A 17,237-nucleotide genomic window follows, 5' to 3' on the forward strand; every position below is an offset into this window, starting at 1 on the left:
CGTCTACACCCTTCCTTCCACGCCGTGCGACCCAGAGAGCTCGAGGAGGAGGTCCTCTCCCCCAAAGCCGCCCGACTTCGACAAAACGTGAATGACGCCCTCCCGCATGTGCAGCTCCGACGCGACCACGCCACGGGCGACCTCGCCCAGGAGGCGCACCCTCTCCGTCCCCAGGGCATCGAGGAGGGCGAGGAGCACGTCGCCTCCCACGGCGAGCACCTGGCCTGAGGGGTGGCCGAGGCAGACCCTCGCCAGGATGCGGCCCAGGTTCTGGCTGATGCGATCGCGGTTCTGGCAGGCCGCCTCGCCTGCGTCCGCCCGGTCGAGGGAGGTGGCGTCGACCACGGTGAGGGGGCTCTCCGTCCAGCTCCTCATGACGTCGGCGACGAAGTCCCTGCCCTCGGGACCCTCGACCCAGCCTGGGTCGAGCTTCTGCGCAACCGAGAGGTCGAAGCTGGGGGCACCCGCCTCGCGCGCGCGACGACATTGGCCGACCGTCACTTGGTTGACGCTCCCGCAGAAGGCCAGGAGTGGCTCGGTACCCAGGTCAAGAAGGGGCGCGGGGGCGCACGCAGCCGCAAGCTCGCAAGCCAGGGCATGCGAGAGGCCCGCACATCCCGCAAGCGCGAGGCGCTCCTCCCCAAGCGAGAGGAGCTCGCGCGCGCGGTCTTGCAGTGCCCCCTCGCTCGTGGCGTCATATATAGCGATTCCTCTGAAGCCGGCGAGGACAGGCTCGTCCTCCGCGACCTCGAGGAGGGGCGCATCCGACTGGCCCGAGAGCAACTCCCTCACATGGGAGCTCACGACCGCCTCGAAGGGATCGCGCCCGAAGTGGGACTCGCTCACCGGCACGTCGCCCACGAGATGGATGCCGCCCCTGGTCGTCCTTCCCATGGCCGGCCAGGCGGGCACGAAGTGCACGCAGCCCCTGCCCGTGGACTCCCAGAGGGCCGAGAGCTCCGCCCCGACGTTGCCGCGCAGGACGGAGTCCGTCTTCTTCAGCAAGATGGGAACGCCGGCCTCGCAGGCCGACTCCACGATGCTCGAGACCCTGAGGTACGCACCAAGCGGACTCATGTGCCGGGAGGCCGCGTTCACAGCGAGCACGGCGCCGTCGCCCTCGCCGAAGAGCGAGCCCACGCGCGTCGAGGAGGGTGAGGCGACCACGTCGACGCCCATGCCCACGAAGGGGACGCTCGCGTCAAACGCGCCGGTCAGGTCGTCGGAAACGATGAGCAGCCTTGCCACGTCACACCTCCCGTTCGAATTTGCGGGCTCGCATTGCAATTCGTTGCCACACATTCTCCCCACATGCCATGAGGCTGGTAAGGAGCTCCCGAGACCAATAGTGTCCAGATATGAAACAATAATGGCCGGACCAAAGGTGGCCGGACAGGTCGGCGGGCGAGCCGTCCGACGGACATGGAAGGCAGGCCAGATGCCTCGTACCAGGGCACTTCTCATCGCGCCGTACCCCGAGCTCTGCACCGTGGCGGACGAGGTCTCGAGGGAGTACCCCGAGCTCGACCTGACCATCCTCACCGGCGACCTCGAGAGCGGGCTCAGGGAGACTCTCCAGACCTTCCAGTCGAACTACGACGTCGTCGTCTCGCGCGGGGGAACGGCGCAGATGCTCAGCGAGGAGGTGAGCCTCCCCGTGGTAGAGATCGAGCTCTCGGTCGTGGACGTGGCACGACAGCTCCGCGACCTCGCTCCGCGGGGAGACCGCGTCGCCATCGTGGGCTTCGCCAACGCCCTCGGCGCGCTCGAGCGCGCCCTCGACCTCCTCCCCGAGGGCGTGCGGCTCTTCCCCGTCGAGTTCTCGGACGAGGTTCCCCTCACCCTCGAGCGCATCGGGGGCATGGGTTTCGACCTCGTGCTCTGCGACACCGTCTCGCGCAAGCTCGCGCTCTCCATGGGGCTCGAGGCGGAGCTGCTCGCGTCCGGGGCGGACAGCCTGAGGAGCGCCTTCGATAACGCGCTCTTCCACTGCCGGCACTGGGGGCTCGAGCGCGAGCGCGGCCGCATGCTGTGGGAGATCGCCAAGAACCAGCCCGGGGGACTGGTCATCTACCTGCGCGGGGGAGGCCTGGTCTTCTCCAACCTGGGGGAGGACGAGGGGGTCCTCTACCCCTTCCTCGAGCGGCACCTCCTCGACCGGAGGTCGCGCCGGCTCGCCTTCAGGCGGGCGGGGCGCGTGTGGAACATCCGTCCTATCTCCGTCGAGGCGACCGAGGAGCCCATCGTCGCCTTCGCCATCAGCTCGCACGAGGAGCCCTTCAACAAGACCTCGGCCGTCGGCATCGACTACCTCGACCGCGAGGAGGTGCGGCGGGACCTCGAGCAGAGCTTCTTCTACATGTCCGGCGCCTGGAGGGCCCGCCTGGACGAGGTGCGCTCGCTTGCGGGAAGCGGCAGGCCGCTGCTCCTGCGCGGCGAGGTGGGGACGGGCAAGGAGCACCTGGCGCGGCTCGCCTACCTGGAGTCGCCCCTGAGCGACGTGCCCCTTGTCTTCGTCGACCTTGAGCTTTTGGGCGAGAGGGGCCTGCGCTTCCTGGAGGAGAGCTACCACTCCCCCCTCTTCGAGGGGCGCCAGCTCATCTTCCTGCGCGGGGTCCACGCGCTGGAGAGGCAGGCCTGGCACGACCTCCTCGCCGCCATCATCCAGAGCAGGGTGGACCAGCGAAACTTCATCGTGGTCTCCGGGAACGACGCGGACGACGGCTCGCAGTCGGAGGCGGCGCTGGCCTTCTCGGAGCGGCTCAGGTGCCAGGTGCTCGAGACGCCGCCACTCAGGGAGGACGGCACCGTGCTGCTCGACGCGGCGGACGGGTACCTCGCGGCGCTTGCCGGCGCGGGAGGGGTGGCGGGCAAGAGGGATGGGACGGACGTGGCGGCGGTCGAGAGGGGTGGGGCCGCGGCGGTGGGCCTAATCGAGCCCGGGGCCCAGGACCAGCTCCTCAGGGCGAGCTGGCCCAGAAACTACTACCAGCTCCAGAAGGTCCTCGACCGCGCCTGGGCGCTCAGCGGCGGGGAGACCATCGACGAGGCGCGCATGCGCGAGGCCATCGCCCACGAACAGGTGAGGGATGACGCCGGCGTGATCTTCAGCCGCGAGGGAATCGACCTCCTGAAGCCGCTCGCCCAGACCGAGAGGGAGATCGCCTCCCTGGCGGTGCTCAGGTGCGAGGGCAACAAGAGCCTGGCTGCGCGGATGCTGCAGATCTCGCGCACCACGCTCTGGCGCATGCTCTCCCGGGAGGAGTAGGAACGGGGGTGGGGTCGCGAGCGAGGTCGGTCTCCCCACGGAGCCGCCACCCCCCGTGCGAGTCCTCGATGGCCCCGCGTGCCGCGCCTCCGGAGTTGTATGCGGTTTTCTCGCCTGAAAAACAGCATACAACTGTTTAAGACTTATATATTAGCAGGTAGAACGCCTGCCCGGTTTTGAAGTTGTATGCGAGAACAGCAAACAACTTCTCTCGCCCACCGGCTCGGCGCGGACGCCCCCACGCCCCCCGGGCGCGCGCCCGCCGACTTCGCGCGCGACTCCGCCGATTGTCGCCCCTCGCCCGCCACGCGCGGCTCCGCCGACCCCCACCCGCTCTCCCCGCGACCCGACGGGCGAGCGGCGACCTGCGCCTCAGGACCCAAGGGTCGCCATGGGAATAACGAACACTCCATCCTCCCTCTGGTAGGCGACGCTCCCCCTCCCAACCACGACGGCAAGGAAGGCAGGGGGCTCCACCTGGGCCGCAGCGTTCGCGCAAAGCTTGGACCTCAACCTAAGCAGGTTGCGCGCTGCCGCATCCGCCTTCGTGTCGCTGAGCTTCACCTCGACCGCCGCCCAACGGCCGCCGTGTTCCAGCACCACATCCACCTCGAGTCCCTTGTCATCCCGATAGTAGTGGACGGAGTTCCCCAGACCAGGATAGGTGGAGAGGAACACTCTGAGGTCACGAAGAACCAGGGACTCGAAGAGGTCTCCCAGCGTCTGCGTGTCGCGCACGAGCCTCTCTGGCGTGGCGCCAAGCAGCGCCGCCGCAAGGGAGGGGTCCGTGAAGTAGCGCTTGGGACTCACGCGCACCCGAGCCTTCGCCCTGAGCGGGGGTTCCCAGCCCGCAAGCTCCTCGACCAGGTAGAGCCGTTCGAAGAGCCCGACATAGGACGTCAGCGTGTCGACGGAAACCCCCTGAGCGCCCATGTCCCGGATGAGCGTCCTCTTCGTCGCGGCACGGCTCGAGTTGAGGGCAAGGGACCTGAGCACGGCAAGTGCCGTGTCGGCAGAGAGCCCCTCCTGCATCACGTTGTCATCCAGCACGGCCTGAATGTATTGGGATGCCATCTCGAACGCAACGACGTCGGGCGCACCCAGCGCAGCGGGCCAACCTCCCCTGCAGCACCACCGAGCGACGTCGGCGACCGAGGTGGGGCTGGTGGCAGGCGAGAATGACCCCTCGAAGAGGCCCCGGAGGCTCACTTCGGCCGTGGACTCCCCCAGCTCCGCAAGCGTCATGGTGCGCATGCGAAGCCGAGCGATGCGCCCCGCGCCACTGTGATGCACCTCTCCCCGCCTCGCCGGCTCAAGCTGGGTGGAACCCGTGAGAAGGAGCCTGCCCGTCTTTGCCGCGGAGTCATCCACGAAGCGCCGCGCCGCGTCCCACACCGCAGGCACCTCCTGCCACTCGTCCACCAGGTGCGGCGCGTCCCCCAGAAGGGCCAGCGAGGGGTCGACCTCGGCCATTTGCCTCTGCTCGCCCCTGTCGAGCTCGGTGACGCTGGCCGCCCTGGAAAGTGCACTCCAGGTCTTGCCGCACCACTTGGGCCCCGTGATCTCCACGCACCCGAAGGCACCCATGAGCATGTCGAGGCGAGCGTCGGTCAAGCGCGGCAGATATCCGTCCGGAGTCAGTCTGTTGGGTTTACTAGACATGTATTTACCTCGCTGTTCCATATTTTACCCCTAATTCGTTAGTTATTTTACACCCTTGAGGCTAGACGCCTCACACCCTCCCGGCAGACGAGACGTTCGCCCGGGCCCGACGGACGAGCCGGGCCGGGACGGGGGCGTCACCCCCGTGCGGGCCCTCGATGGCCCCGCGTGCCGCGCCTCCGGAGTTGTATGCGGTTTTCTCGCCTGAAAAACAGCATACAACTGTTTAAGACTTATATATTAGCAGGTAGAACGCCTGCCCGGTTTTGAAGTTGTATGCGAGAACAGCAAACAACTTCTCTCGCCCACCGGCTCGGCGCGGACGCCCCCACGCCCCCCGGGCGCGCGCCCGCCGACTTCGCGCGCGACTCCGCCGATTGTCGCCCCTCGCCCGCCACGCGCGGCTCCGCCGACCCCCACCCGCTCTCCCCGCGACCCGACGGGCGAGCGGCGACCTGCGCCTCAGGACCCTCACCTGCGCTAGAATCAAGACGTCAGGGCGTACTTGGATCGGGGCTGCGGCTCCCAGAGAAAGGAATCGTCACATGAACGTTCTCGTCTTCGGCACCAAGAGCTACGACAAGTCCTCGTTCAACTCGATCCTCCCCAACTACCCGGAGCTCAAGGTCGACTTCACCGAGACCAACCTCACCCCGCTCACCGCCACACTTGCCCAGGGCTACGACGCCGTCTGCGCCTTCGTCAACGCCAACGTCGGCGCCATGACCCTCGAGGTCCTGCGCGGCCTGGGAGTGGGACTCGTGCTCATGCGCTGCGCCGGCTTCGACGCCGTCAACGTTGAGTTCGCGAAGTCGCTGGGGATGAAGGTCACGCGCGTCCCCGCCTACTCGCCCGAGGCCATCGCCGAGCATGCCATGGGCCTCGCCCTCACCGCCAACCGCCGCATCCACAAGGGCTACATCCGCGTGCGCGAGAACAACTTCTCGCTCGAGGGGCTCGTGGGCGTGACGCTGCACGGCAAGACCGCGGGCATCATCGGGACCGGCCGCATCGGCGCCGCGCTCTGCCGCATCTGCAAGGGCTTCGGCATGACCGTCCTGGGCTCCGACCTCTATCCCAACCAGAGCCTCGTCGACGACGAGCACATCATCGACGAGTACGTGGACTACGACACGCTGTACGCCCGCGCCGACCTCATCTCGCTCCACGCCTTCCTCAACGAGGACAGCTACCACATGATCAACGACGAGAGCATCGCCAAGATGAAGGACGGCGTCATCTTCGTCAACACGGGCCGCGGCGGCCTGGTCGACTCCAACGCGCTCATCCGCGGCATCAGGTCGGGCAAGATCGGCGCCGCCGGCCTCGACGTCTACGAGGAGGAGAACGCCAACGTCTACCAGGACCGCGAGGACCAGATCCTGGGCTCCTCCATCACCGCCCGCCTCTGTTCCTTCCCCAACGTGGTCATGACCTCCCACCAGGCCTTCTTCACCAAGGAGGCACTGGGCCAGATAGCCGAGGTCACGCTCCAGAACGCCCGCGCCTTCGCCAACGGTACCGATTTTGTGGAGCGCAGCGTCGTTTGCTAGGCAAGTTGCCCATTTGTCAATGACGCATCTGCGGACGTCCTATAATCATTGGTCGTCAGTTTTGTTGGACGCCAAAATCAGGCTGGTCCCCTTTCGGGCCAGCCTGAGTCACATAGGAAGACCGAAAGGAAAGAACATGCCTGCCAAGAGAACCAAGATCGTCTGCACCATGGGCCCTGCGACCGAGAGCGACGAAGTCCTGACCGAGCTCATCAAGAACGGCATGAACGTGGCCCGCTTCAACTTCAGCCACGGCAGCCACGACTACCACCGCAACAACATCGAGCGCGTCCGCCGCATCTCGAGCGAGCTGTCCATCCCCGTGGCCATCATGCTCGACACCAAGGGCCCCGAGATCCGCACCGGCCTGCTCAAGGGCGGCCAGAAGGTCACCCTCAACACCGGGGACAACGTCGTCGTGACCACTGACACCTCCATCGAGGGCACCGCCGAGCGCTTCTCGCTCGACTACGCCGAGCTCCCCCACGAGGTCGAGAAGGGTTCCACCATCCTGATTGACGACGGCCTCATCGGCCTCGAGGTCGACCACGTCGAGGGCGACGACATGCACTGCAAGGTCACCAATGGCGGCGAGCTGGGCGAGCACAAGGGCGTCAACGTGCCCAACGTCGAGGTCGGCCTCCCCTCCGTCACCGAGCAGGACCGTGCCGACATCATGTTTGGCTGCGAGCTGGGCATCGACGCCATCGCCGCGTCCTTCATCCGCAACGCCGGCGCCGTCGAGGAGATTCGCCAGATCTGCGCCGAGAGCGGCATGCGCAACGTCTACATCTTCCCGAAGATCGAGAGCGCCATGGGCGTCAAGAACTTCGACGAGATCCTGGCGGTCTCCGACGGCATCATGGTCGCCCGCGGCGACCTGGGCGTCGAAATTCCCGCGGCGCAGGTCCCTCACGTCCAGAAGACCATCATCCAGAAGTGCAACGACGCCTACAAGCCCGTCATCACCGCCACGCAGATGCTGGACTCCATGATCCGCAACCCCCGTCCCACCCGCGCCGAGGTCAACGACGTCGCCAACGCGGTCTACGACGGCACCGACTGCGTCATGCTCTCGGGCGAGACCGCTGCCGGCAAGTACCCCATCGAGGCCGTCAAGACCATGGCCTCCATCTGCAAGGAGACCGAGCGCTACCTGCTCGAGCACCACAACTTCCACGACCGCGGCGGCCTGCGCAACGTCAACGCCTCCATCGGCCTGGCCGCGGTCGAGATCGCGGACCGCGTCAAAGCCAAGTGCATCATCTGCCCCACGCACTCCGGCCGCACCGCGCGCCTGATCTCCAACTTCCGTCCCAAGCTGCCGATCTATGCGATGTCGCCCTCGAACCACGCCATCCGCAAGACCTGCTTCCAGTGGGGCGTCCACGCCTACAAGACCACCGAGCAGGGCTCGCTCTCTGCCACCTGCTACAACGCGCTGACGGTGGCGAAGGAGCAGGGCCTGGTCGAGAAGGACGACCTGGTGGTCATCACCGCCGGCGACCCCCAGACCTCTCCCTCCCAGGGCGACTACATCACCTCAACCAACATGGCCATGGTGTCCCAGATCCAGTAGCGCGGGCGCTCATAGTCGCACGTCAGGCGGGGCGGTCCAACTTCGGGCCGCCCCGCCCTCCTGTGTCCGCGCCAACAAGGCGCACGGCCCGTCGCGGCGCGTCCCTCTCCCCCACCCGACCATGCCCGATGCAAGCGCCGGGCAGGCGCGCCATGCGAAGGGGAGAGCCGCCGCGGCCATCGCCGAAGCGGCTCTCCCCTCTTGGAACGTGTGCCTGGCCCGACTAGAGCTCGGCCCCGTTGGTCCTGATCACGTTCTGGTACCAGAAGAAGCTGTCCTTGCGGACGCGCTCGAGGCTCCGCAGGTCGTGCTCGCCACGGTCCACGTAGATGAAGCCGTAGCGCTTGCGGAAGCCCTGGTGCGAGCTCAGGAGGTCCATGACGGACCAGGGCGAGTAGCCCATGAGCTCGACGCCGTCGCGCATCGCGTCGCGACAGGCCCCCACGTGGGCGCGCAGGTAGTCGATGCGATAGTCGTCGTGCACGCGCCCGTCGGCCGTGAGCTCGTCGGGAGCCCCCAGGCCGTTCTCGGTGATGATGATGGGCACGCGGTAGCGTGCGTAGTACTCGTCGAGCACGATGCGCAGGCCCATGGGGTCGATCTGGGCACCGTACTCGCTGGCCTCGAGGGAGGGGTTCCTCTCGTCGCGGCACCAGCCGTACTGGTCGAAGTCCACCTCGTTGCCCCGGAAGGCGCGAGACCCCAGGGGGTGCTCGTCGTCGACGGGGAGGTAGCTCGCGCAGAGGGTGCGGTAGTAGTTCAGCGCCAGGTAGTCCATCTTGCCATGGCGCAGGGTCTCCGCATCCTCGGGGAGCATGACGGGCACGATGCCGCGCTTCTCGAGGTAGTCCATGTAGAAGCCGGAGTAGGCACCGTACTGGCACATGTCCAGGTTGTACAGGGTCTTGAGGTAGTCGTTGCTGCGCGCGGCCCAGACGTCCTCGGGCTTGGGTGTGAGCGGGTAGGTGCAGGTGGACGAGATGGCAGGGCCCACCAGCCCTCCCTCGACCAGCTCGTGACAGGACCTCGTCGCGCGGGCGTGCGCCAGGGACATGTGGTAGTCCATCTGGGCGCGCAGGCGGTCGGCCTCGAGAGGGTCGGACGCCGCGATGTTCATGCGCTCGTCCACGCGGACCATGAGGTTCTGCTCGTTGATGGTCTGCCAATGCTTGACGCGGTCGCCGAAGCGCTCGAAGCAGATGCGGGCATAGCGGTCGAAGGCATCAACGCAGCGACGGTCGGCCCAGCCCCCGTAGCGCTCCACGAGCGCCCAGGGCAGGTCGAAGTGGTACAGGGTCACCCAGGGTTCGATCCCCGCGGCGAGCAGCTCGTCGATGAGCGCGTCATAGAAGGCGACGCCCTCCTCGCTCACCTCGCCGTCGCCGTCGGGGACGATGCGCGTCCAGGCGATGGAGAAGCGATACATGCCCAGGCCGAGCTCCTTCATGAGCGCAACGTCACCGCGCCAGCGGTGGTAGAGGTCGCTGGCGACCTTGGTGTCGGCCTGGCGGTCGGAGCGCTTGAAGGCGTTGTGGTCCGCGACGCTCGGGCCCTTGCCGCCCTCGTCCCAGCCCCCCTCGATCTGGAAGGCCGAGGACGAGGCGCCCCACCTGAAGCCCTTGGGGAAGCTTGCTGGCATTGCGTGCTCCTCTCCCACGATCTGGCTAGGCCTGGGCGGCGACGGAGGCCGCAGGGGCCTTCTCGCCCACAGTCGCGGGCAGGTCCTCGAAGCCCACCACGTAGGTGGCGACGCAGGCGCCCACGAAGGCGACCAGGCAGCCCACAAGGTAGAAGACGAACGGGGTCATGCCGAAGGCGGCGTAGGTGAAGATGGTCAGGACGCCGTTGTTGGCGAAGGCGTCGCCGTAGACCCCGCCCGCGCCCATGATGGCGCCGCCGATCGCACCGGCGACGATGGCGCAGGCCATGGGCCTCTTGAAGCGCAGGTTGCAGCCGTAGATGGCGGGCTCGGTGATGCCGACGAGCACGGCCGAGATGACCGCAGAGGCAGAGACGCCCTTGAGCTGCTCGTTCTTGGTCTTGAGCATGACGCCGAGGGCGGCTCCGCCCTGGGCGAAGTTGGCAGCGCCGGCAAAGGCAAGCAGGTTCTGCCTGCCGCTCACGGCGACGTCGTTGAGGCCCACGGGAAGCAGGGCGCGGTGGGCGCCGAAGATGACGAGCACGCCCCAAAGGCCGCCGACCACGGCACCGCCGAGCAGGGCGTTGAAGTTCATGAGGGCGTAGTAGACGACCTGGATCACGTTGCCGATGACGATGCCCACGAGCCCGAGGAGGCAGAGGGTGAGGGGCAGCATGACGATGAGGGAGACGCCGGGAACCACGATGATCTGCAGGATCTCGGGGACGTACTTCTTGAGGAAGCGCTCGACGTACATGAGGACGAGCACGGCCAGCAGGATGGGGATGACCGACTCGGTGTAGCTGAAGACCTTGGTTGACTCACCGATGGTCCAGGCCGCCTTGACCACGGGCAGGCCGAAGATGGTCGTCGCCGTAGAGGTGTCCTGAATCAGGGCGTCGACCTGCGGGTAGCAGAGGAAACCACCCAGCACCATGGCGATGATCTCGTTGCACTTGAGCGCCTTGGCCGCGGTGTAGCCCAGGAAGACAGGCATGAAGTAGAAGATGATCTGGCTCGCGGCATAGAGGAGCACGTAGGTATCGGAAGTCGCGATGTCGATGCCCTGGCGCGCGAAGATGAGCTTCGCGGCGGTGAGCAGGCCCTTGATCAGGCCGGCCGCGGCGATGGCGGGAATAAGCGGGGTGAACATCTTGGCGACGGTCTGCAGGATGCGGTCGCCCAGCTTGCCCTTGGGCTCGTCGGCGACGGGCTTGCCGGTCTCGGCGTCGACGAGGCCGGTGCCCTCGATGCCCGCCATGGGCAGGAGCGCGTCGTAGACCTTCTCGACCTTGGCCCCCAGGACGACCTGGAACTGGCCCTGGGCCTTGACCACCTGGATCACGCCCTCGGTCTGCTCGACCCTCTTCTGGTCGACCTTGCCCTCGTCCTTGAGGACGAGCCTGAGCCTGGTGAAGCAGTGCGAGACGTCAGAGATGTTCTCCTTGCCTCCCACCGCCTCGAGGATTTCTGCCGCGCTCTTTGCTGGATCCATCCGTACTCCCTTTCCTAGGGGCTTGTAGGGCTGACTTGGGGCCTCGCCGCGCGACGCCGCCGGCGCCGTGGGGGCTATTGGGCCTTGAGGAATTGGTTGACGTGCATGGCGAGGTAGAGGCGCCGCTCGCTTGTGCACTCCCAGGAGCTGCGCTTGCGGAGGTGCTCGACGATGCGCTCGGTGCAGGCATAGGCGGCAGGGTAGGCCTTGCGGATCATGTCCAGCATGCCATCCGCGTCGATGCCCCCCTCGGGCGGCTCGGCGTCGCCGAGGAGGACCGAGACCAGGTAGCGCAGGTGCGTGATGAAGCGGGTGTAGGCATAGCACTTGTGGTCCAGCACCCCGCCCGCGAAGGACTCCACGATGGAGACGATCTCCTCTATGAGCTCGGTGCTCTCCATGACCAGGTGCATGCCGCCCGCCCCAGAGGCCTGGTCCATCTCGGCGCTGACGATGTGCACGGCAATGGTGTAGGCCTCGGAGTCGGGCAGGCGAATCCCGCAGCAGCGCTCGCAGACGTCCAGGCCCTTCCAGCCCACCTCGACCTCGCGCGGATACACGATGCCGATCTGGGTCGAGAGCGGGTTCTCGAGGTGAATCCCGCCCTCCTCTCGACTGATGGCGAACTGCAGGTGGTCGGCGAGGGTCAGGACCAGGTTGGGATTGAGCTCGCCGAAGCGGTCGCCTGCCAGCTCGATTATCTCCGCGGAGGCCTCGAGCACCTTGTCAGAGAGCGAGACCAGCATGGGAAGCAGACTCTTGTCGATTCCATAGAAGGCGCGCTCGATCTGCGTGGAATCCTTGAGCTCGTAGGGAGTCTTGGGAAAGCCAATGCCACGACCGAAGACCACGAGCTTGCGCCCGCTGTCATCCAGTGCGATGGCCACGTTGTTGTTTATCTTGCTGACGATAAACATAAAAATACTCCCTGGAACGGCACAGCGACAGGCGGGCCATGGGGCCCGACGCCTGCGCAAGTGATTTCTCCGAGGAGTAACAAACCTGCTGAATCGAGGAGCATTCTAGAGCATGCTTGGCATGCGCGCAAGGAGGAAGAGGACCCATTTTGGAATCCAGACGACAGGCGCGCCAGAGGCCAGACGCCTCTGGACCCAAGTCATGGCCAGGCGCGTCTGGCTAGTGCCACATGCAGCGGAGGGAGTTCGAGACGTAGGCGCTGCGCATGCGCGAGGTCATCGTGCAGGGAAGGACCCTCGCAAGCAAGATGGACACCCTAAGAAAGCGCCACCGTATCTCCGCGCGCATCGGCGATCCCCCCATCCCCCACCTTCGGGGCGACTATCTCGAACGGAAACGTACCGGCTCGGTTGAACGCCGAGATGAACATCCGGATGGCGTTGGACGGCGTGGTCCCGATCTGCTCGGTCGCCTCGAAGAAGCGGTCCTTCTCGTCGGGAAGGACCTTGGCCACCACCGGCGTCAGCTTTTCCTTCATGTTCACCCCTGCGAGCTGTTTTTTGCTACGTTTTGCTGCTGCATTGGTATTACTTCGTATGCCTTAGGTATACCAGATAATACCTTTTGCTCCGTCGAGAAAGGGAGGCATTTCGCAGACGGCTGCTGGAGGCATGCGAAAAGATGATCGCGACCCAAGAAGGAGGGGCGGCGGACCCATCTGGACCCGCCGCCCCGACGTTCGAGCGCTCCATGTGTTGACGGGCCGGTGCTTGGAGCCGCGTCCCACCGTCCCCTTCGTCGATGCTCCGGCCTAGCGTTGGGCCTCCACAGCGATCCAACCCTCTTCGCTCAGATGGCAGCGACAGGACGAGAAGCCCGCTCCCAGCATGGCCGCCTCGTACCCCTCGGGCGAGAGGACCGTCAGGTCGTACTTGCGGATGTTCGCCAGGGTGTCCGGGTCGAGCCCCTCGTGCAGGTACACGTCAGCGACCAGGAGGAAGCGGCCGCCCGGACGGACGACACGAGCGACCTCGCGCAGGTTCGCCTCGGGGTCTGGCCAGAAGTAGAAGCTCTCGACCGTGGTTACCACATCGAAGCTCGCATCTTCAAAGGGAAGCTTGGCCACCGAGGCGCAGACCACGTCCATCGCGCCCGCTGCGATGGGCTCGGTGTTTGCCAGGCGGGACTGCTCGCATGAGACCTCGGAGTAGTCCAGTCCGGTGACGTGGCCCCACAGGGTGCCGTCCCCGGCCGCGGCGATGCGCCGGCCCAGGCGGCCCATGGTTGCCCCTCCACCGCAGCCCACGTCCAGGGCCTGGTCGCCCGGGGCGAAGGACAGGAAGTCGAGTGCCCAGTTGGTGAGGCCCTCATGGCTCTGGTTCATGCGCCGCAGCATCTGGGCGCCAAAGCTGCCCTCGGGGCGGGCGGGGTTTCCCGCCTGGGTCACACGACGCTCATGGTCGTCAAGCCCTGCCACGCCGCCCTCCCGTTCGACGCGGTCGTTCGTCTGGCCTTCGCCTTCCATGGGATCCTCCCGTTCCTCTCGCCCATACGGACGACCCATGTCGACCGTCCGGCGTCACGTTTGTCACGCCCACCCTAGCCAAGCCACGACCGCTCGGCAACGGTCTTTCGACTTTGTCAATTGCGGCCCGCATGCGCGATTGTGGTCTATGCTCAATAGGTTGCCAATCGAACGAGGATGCGAGCATGAAGCCAATCATCGGAGTGACCCCCCTCACCAACCCCGACACGGGCGAGACGGTGATCCGTCCCGGCTACTTCGAGGCGCTGACCTCCTGCGGGGCGATTCCGGTCATGCTTCCCTACACAAATGACATGGCGGACGTCGACCAGCTCCTGGACCATGTGGATGGCATCCTCCTCACCGGCGGCTACGACGTCGACCCCCATCTGTACGGAGAGGACCCCCTGCCCCAGGTGGATGCGCCCCAGACACGGCTCGACGCCCTGCAGATGATGCTGGTCCCCCGCACCATCGACCGAGACCTCCCCGTCCTGGGCGTCTGCCGTGGTATCCAGATTCTCAACGTCGCGCTGGGCGGCAACCTGATCCAGGACATCCCCACGCAGCACCCCCAGAGCCACACCCACTTCATGGAGCCGCCCTTCGACGCCCCCTGGCACGACGTGAGCATGGCCGAGGGAAGCCCCCTCAGCACGCTGCTCGACGGAGAGCTGACGATGGGCGTCAACAGCAAGCATCACCAAGCCCTGCGCGAGCTCGCCCCGGGAATCGAGCCCATGGCCTGGTCGGACGACGACCTCGTCGAGGCCGTGTGGATGCCCCGGAAGAGCTACGTGTGGGCGGTCCAGTGGCACCCGGAGCTCATGTTTGCCAGCGACTCGCACCAGCGGCGGCTGATCGAGAGCTTCGTGGCCGCAGCCCAGGAGCACGCGTCCGCGAGGTAGCGAGCGCAAGTCCTTGTTCTATTTGAGCTGTGCCATGATGCGCTCGAAGTTGCGCGTTATTGGCGTCTCCATCCTGGATCTCAGCTCCTCGATGCCCGGAAGACCCTCGCTGGCATCGAACACCCCGCCAATCTTGCCGATTACATCGGACGCGATCCGCAGCATAGTCTCCACGCACCATGCCTCGTCGAATCCATAGCCCCTCATGCCCGCACCCTCTGCATACTTGCTCAATGCCTTTCTGCTCATCCGACCGAAGCGATTCTCTCCCCCTATGCCCATCGCAAGCCGTCCGTCCCTGCGCATGGACTCGTAGCAAAGGCCAGATGCGACGTCGTACATCGGAGCCAGAAGCGCGTCGCCCCCTCCGCCCAGCAGGACCGAATAGTTCTTGGCATGAGCATCTGGAGCCCCTATCAGCGTGTTGAAGAAGAGCATCCTGGTGAACAGCTCAACATTTGTGCGTGCCCTGCTGGTCTTCGACAGCAACCGTACGACGTCCAACGCCCCGGGGCCTCCGTCAATCGTGTACTTCATGTCGGGCATGACGCCCAAGGCCTGGCATAGGTCCTCCTGGTGGATGCGAGCGATCTCGCCCTCTCGGCCGACCGCCCTGTCATAGCAACGAACGACGATTGCGGGCTCATCTCCGAACATCCTGTATTCGACCCTTGATACGGGCAGGTTGCATGCAGCAGCAAGTCTCATGCACACGTATTCGTTCAGAGCCTGGAGGCTATAGCCAAGGACCCCGTTCTTGAAGATATGCGTGGTCGCGGCGGATCCCTCGCAGGAGCACCACGCGCCTTCTCGCAATGCAAGTGCGAACTTCCCCTGATTGCCACCCAACGACCAATGCTCCCCCCCTCCCCACCCAAGAGTCCTTCGGGCCTTGGCGAAGCCGTCTGAGGCGATTGCAAATCTGTTCGTCAGAGAGGGACACGTAGCGTGAGGAGCGTCCCAGCACCTTAGACACGCTGTCTGGCGTGCAGAACTGGACCCCACCAGGACAGTCCAGGCCGATATGCTCAAGCAGGGCCAGGGGATTATTGGCGCTCACGTCGAACTCACGTGCAATGTCTCGGCGGACTGCCTCGCTGTCGGGCAAGAGGCCGAACAGATAGGGCCTTAGTCTTCGCTCCGCATATGCACCATTCCTCACGGGAAGGGAAAGGGAGAGGGGAATTCCATCGTAGCCATCGGCATACCTGAACTCGAAGCTGCCCGAGTCGGTCTGCGAGAGCATGCCGACCTCTTTGGTTCCCATAATTGCGACAAGCTGTCGGGACATCCTCACCCCTCCCAGCCATACGCATCGGAGAGGGACTCGGCAACAAAGTCCGCGTAGGTCTCTTCATAGCATTTCGTTAGCTCTTCGTCAGACACCTGAGGCGAAGCAGACGCCTGCCGCACGGCAGTCGCGGTGCTCGAGCCACCACCAACATACAGCGAGAGCCCAAGGGAGCCCAAGATCCCCAAGAGTTTGTCGAGTCGAATGTCCGTCGCCTCTCCCTGCTCAAGCGAGAGCACAAGCCGCTCGGACACCCCGGCCTTGTCCGCAAGCTCCCGCTGCGTCAGCCCAAGCTCGAGCCTCCTCGAACGAACCGCTTGCCCCATTTGTCTCGGAATGTGAATCTGTCGCATCGTCAATCCAATCCGCAAAGTTCTGCGGTCAATCACCAGGACAGCGCAACTCAACATTGTCACATGGTGAGAGGTACGGGTAGCACGGGGACTACGCCCAGTCGAAGTTCTCCCTGCCAGCGCCCAGCTCGAAATGATGCCTCACGATGCCCAGGTCGACGCCGGCGAGCGCCCCGGGCGCATAGCTCGCATGCACCGTGCGGCCTGAGCCCTCCAGCATGAACGCCTGACGGTTGATGGCAGTGGGGGCAAGGAGGGCCGCCTCGACGCCCGCCCTGAACCACTCGGGCTCCTCGCCTGCGTAGGAGCTCACCTGGTCCGCACGCTTGGAGCGGTGGGGCCTCCCCTGCTCGAGGCCATGGCCCACGCAGACGATGCCCACGAGCTTCTCGCCCTGGGCCATGCCCGCCGCACGCGAAGCACCGCCACGGCTGAAGGTCCCGCCCACCCACCAGCTGTTCAGGCCCAGGGTCTGGGCATGGAGCATGAGGTCCGAGCTGCACCAGCCCAGCGCCTCGTCGAGCGAGCCGTCCTCGGGACCCATGAGGGCGACGTAGTCACGCACGCCGCGGGCGAGCGTCATGCGGAGCAGCGCGCCAAAGGCATGTCCGTCGTCGTGGACGAGCACCATGTGGGTGCCATGCTCGTGGTTGAGGAGCTCGACGCGCCCCTCGAGGGCGGCAAGCTCCTGGTCGTCGAGCGGCCGTCCGTCGAATTTCCTCACCGTGTGGCGCGCGGCCATGGCCTCTTGCATGTTCATATGTGACGTCCCTTCGGTTCGCGTTGGGGAAAGACTATCCCAGCTCGATGACGTCCAGGTCGTCGGGCACGAAGACCTGGCCGCCGAAGAGCGGTGCGCCCTTCGCCAGATAGAGCTCGCGACGTCGCCCGAGCTGCTGCTCTCGCTCGGCACGCGATTGCGCACGCCCTTTTCGCCCAGCACGCTGTTGCGCACGGCGGACCCTGCGTTTGCACAGATGGTGAGAGGGGCGAGTGTGCGCAAGCGCGTGGCGGATGCCGGAGGCGTGCGCAACTGCGTGGCGGCA

General features: G+C 65.8%; 15 protein-coding genes. 4 read left to right on the forward strand and 11 right to left on the reverse strand.

Annotated elements, in window-relative coordinates; translation table 11 throughout:
* Positions 1 to 3: 3 nt before the first annotated feature.
* Positions 4 to 1,248 carry a four-carbon acid sugar kinase family protein gene (locus Q5923_RS02685; RefSeq protein ID WP_303131973.1) on the reverse strand — a complete coding sequence of 415 codons (1,245 nt, stop codon included), beginning with the start codon at positions 1,246 to 1,248 and terminating at the stop codon, positions 4 to 6.
* Positions 1,249 to 1,438: 190 nt separating this feature from the next.
* Between Q5923_RS02685 and Q5923_RS02690 the strand changes: the two genes are divergently transcribed.
* Positions 1,439 to 3,268: a PrpR N-terminal domain-containing protein gene (locus Q5923_RS02690; RefSeq protein ID WP_303131975.1), complete on the forward strand. Its 1,830-nt coding sequence runs from the start codon at positions 1,439 to 1,441 to the stop codon at positions 3,266 to 3,268.
* Positions 3,269 to 3,640: 372 nt separating this feature from the next.
* Here Q5923_RS02690 and Q5923_RS02695 read toward each other — a convergent pair whose 3' ends face one another.
* Entirely contained in the window at positions 3,641 to 4,930 is a 1,290-nt protein-coding gene (locus Q5923_RS02695; RefSeq protein ID WP_303131977.1) for an ATP-binding protein, read from the reverse strand.
* 545 nt (positions 4,931 to 5,475) lie between these two features.
* Here Q5923_RS02695 and Q5923_RS02700 point away from each other — a divergent pair.
* Both Q5923_RS02700 and pyk read left to right on the forward strand, forming a co-directional pair.
* A complete protein-coding gene (locus Q5923_RS02700; protein ID WP_303131979.1) occupies positions 5,476 to 6,483 on the forward strand; it encodes a 2-hydroxyacid dehydrogenase in 1,008 nt (335 codons plus the stop codon).
* A gap of 136 nt (positions 6,484 to 6,619) precedes the next feature.
* Positions 6,620 to 8,062, forward strand: coding sequence for a pyruvate kinase (pyk, locus tag Q5923_RS02705; protein ID WP_303131981.1), 1,443 nt, complete (start codon positions 6,620 to 6,622; stop codon positions 8,060 to 8,062).
* A gap of 223 nt (positions 8,063 to 8,285) precedes the next feature.
* Here pyk and Q5923_RS02710 read toward each other — a convergent pair whose 3' ends face one another.
* The 5 genes from Q5923_RS02710 to Q5923_RS02730 all read right to left on the reverse strand — a co-directional run bounded on the left by Q5923_RS02710 (position 8,286) and on the right by Q5923_RS02730 (position 13,639).
* A complete protein-coding gene (locus Q5923_RS02710) occupies positions 8,286 to 9,701 on the reverse strand; it encodes a glycoside hydrolase family 1 protein (RefSeq protein WP_072499836.1) in 1,416 nt (471 codons plus the stop codon).
* A gap of 25 nt (positions 9,702 to 9,726) precedes the next feature.
* A complete protein-coding gene (locus tag Q5923_RS02715) occupies positions 9,727 to 11,196 on the reverse strand; it encodes a PTS transporter subunit EIIC (RefSeq protein ID WP_303131984.1) in 1,470 nt (489 codons plus the stop codon).
* A gap of 74 nt (positions 11,197 to 11,270) precedes the next feature.
* Positions 11,271 to 12,113 carry a PRD domain-containing protein gene (locus tag Q5923_RS02720; RefSeq protein WP_303131986.1) on the reverse strand — a complete coding sequence of 281 codons (843 nt, stop codon included), beginning with the start codon at positions 12,111 to 12,113 and terminating at the stop codon, positions 11,271 to 11,273.
* Between the two features lie 317 nt (positions 12,114 to 12,430).
* Complete coding sequence (locus Q5923_RS02725) at positions 12,431 to 12,652, reverse strand: type II toxin-antitoxin system RelB/DinJ family antitoxin (RefSeq protein ID WP_062530470.1); 222 nt, start codon at positions 12,650 to 12,652, stop codon at positions 12,431 to 12,433.
* Positions 12,653 to 12,925: 273 nt separating this feature from the next.
* A complete protein-coding gene (locus Q5923_RS02730) occupies positions 12,926 to 13,639 on the reverse strand; it encodes a class I SAM-dependent methyltransferase (protein WP_303131988.1) in 714 nt (237 codons plus the stop codon).
* A 185-nt stretch (positions 13,640 to 13,824) separates the two neighbouring features.
* Here Q5923_RS02730 and Q5923_RS02735 point away from each other — a divergent pair, with 185 nt between their 5' ends.
* Positions 13,825 to 14,547 (forward strand): gamma-glutamyl-gamma-aminobutyrate hydrolase family protein, encoded by a 723-nt coding sequence (locus Q5923_RS02735; protein WP_303131989.1) that lies wholly within the window; start codon positions 13,825 to 13,827, stop codon positions 14,545 to 14,547.
* Positions 14,548 to 14,565: 18 nt separating this feature from the next.
* Here Q5923_RS02735 and Q5923_RS02740 read toward each other — a convergent pair whose 3' ends face one another.
* The 4 genes from Q5923_RS02740 to Q5923_RS02745 are packed head-to-tail and all read right to left on the reverse strand — an operon-like array spanning position 14,566 to position 16,951.
* Positions 14,566 to 15,396 carry a HipA domain-containing protein gene (locus Q5923_RS02740; protein ID WP_303131990.1) on the reverse strand — a complete coding sequence of 277 codons (831 nt, stop codon included), beginning with the start codon at positions 15,394 to 15,396 and terminating at the stop codon, positions 14,566 to 14,568.
* Complete coding sequence (locus Q5923_RS09530) at positions 15,284 to 15,838, reverse strand: HipA N-terminal domain-containing protein (RefSeq protein ID WP_368501939.1); 555 nt, start codon at positions 15,836 to 15,838, stop codon at positions 15,284 to 15,286. Before Q5923_RS09530 ends, Q5923_RS02740 begins: the two co-directional genes overlap by 113 nt.
* A 2-nt stretch (positions 15,839 to 15,840) precedes the next feature.
* Entirely contained in the window at positions 15,841 to 16,248 is a 408-nt protein-coding gene (locus Q5923_RS09535; RefSeq protein WP_368501940.1) for a helix-turn-helix domain-containing protein, read from the reverse strand.
* 34 nt (positions 16,249 to 16,282) lie between these two features.
* The gene (locus tag Q5923_RS02745) at positions 16,283 to 16,951 is read right to left on the reverse strand and encodes a nitroreductase family protein (RefSeq protein WP_303131991.1); all 669 of its coding nucleotides are present in this window, start codon (positions 16,949 to 16,951) and stop codon (positions 16,283 to 16,285) included.
* Positions 16,952 to 17,237: the final 286 nt, after the last annotated feature.

Origin of the sequence: uncultured Olsenella sp. (assembly GCF_959602185.1) — a bacterium.
GTDB lineage: Bacteria > Actinomycetota > Coriobacteriia > Coriobacteriales > Atopobiaceae > Olsenella_I > Olsenella_I phocaeensis.

What these genes read in the sequence shown, in the direction of transcription:
- Q5923_RS02720 (WP_303131986.1), bottom strand. Translation starts at nt 12,113, where the DNA reads ATGTTTATCGTCAGCAAGATAAACAACAACGTGGCCATCGCACTGGAT.
- Q5923_RS02700 (WP_303131979.1), top strand. Translation starts at nt 5,476, where the DNA reads ATGAACGTTCTCGTCTTCGGCACCAAGAGCTACGACAAGTCCTCGTTC.
- Q5923_RS02710 (WP_072499836.1), bottom strand. Translation starts at nt 9,701, where the DNA reads ATGCCAGCAAGCTTCCCCAAGGGCTTCAGGTGGGGCGCCTCGTCCTCG.
- Q5923_RS02690 (WP_303131975.1), top strand. Translation starts at nt 1,439, where the DNA reads ATGCCTCGTACCAGGGCACTTCTCATCGCGCCGTACCCCGAGCTCTGC.
- Q5923_RS02735 (WP_303131989.1), top strand. Translation starts at nt 13,825, where the DNA reads ATGAAGCCAATCATCGGAGTGACCCCCCTCACCAACCCCGACACGGGC.
- Q5923_RS02715 (WP_303131984.1), bottom strand. Translation starts at nt 11,196, where the DNA reads ATGGATCCAGCAAAGAGCGCGGCAGAAATCCTCGAGGCGGTGGGAGGC.
- Q5923_RS02745 (WP_303131991.1), bottom strand. Translation starts at nt 16,951, where the DNA reads ATGAACATGCAAGAGGCCATGGCCGCGCGCCACACGGTGAGGAAATTC.
- Q5923_RS09530 (WP_368501939.1), bottom strand. Translation starts at nt 15,838, where the DNA reads ATGTCCCGACAGCTTGTCGCAATTATGGGAACCAAAGAGGTCGGCATG.
- pyk (WP_303131981.1), top strand. Translation starts at nt 6,620, where the DNA reads ATGCCTGCCAAGAGAACCAAGATCGTCTGCACCATGGGCCCTGCGACC.
- Q5923_RS09535 (WP_368501940.1), bottom strand. Translation starts at nt 16,248, where the DNA reads ATGTTGAGTTGCGCTGTCCTGGTGATTGACCGCAGAACTTTGCGGATT.
- Q5923_RS02695 (WP_303131977.1), bottom strand. Translation starts at nt 4,930, where the DNA reads ATGTCTAGTAAACCCAACAGACTGACTCCGGACGGATATCTGCCGCGC.
- Q5923_RS02725 (WP_062530470.1), bottom strand. Translation starts at nt 12,652, where the DNA reads ATGAAGGAAAAGCTGACGCCGGTGGTGGCCAAGGTCCTTCCCGACGAG.
- Q5923_RS02730 (WP_303131988.1), bottom strand. Translation starts at nt 13,639, where the DNA reads ATGGAAGGCGAAGGCCAGACGAACGACCGCGTCGAACGGGAGGGCGGC.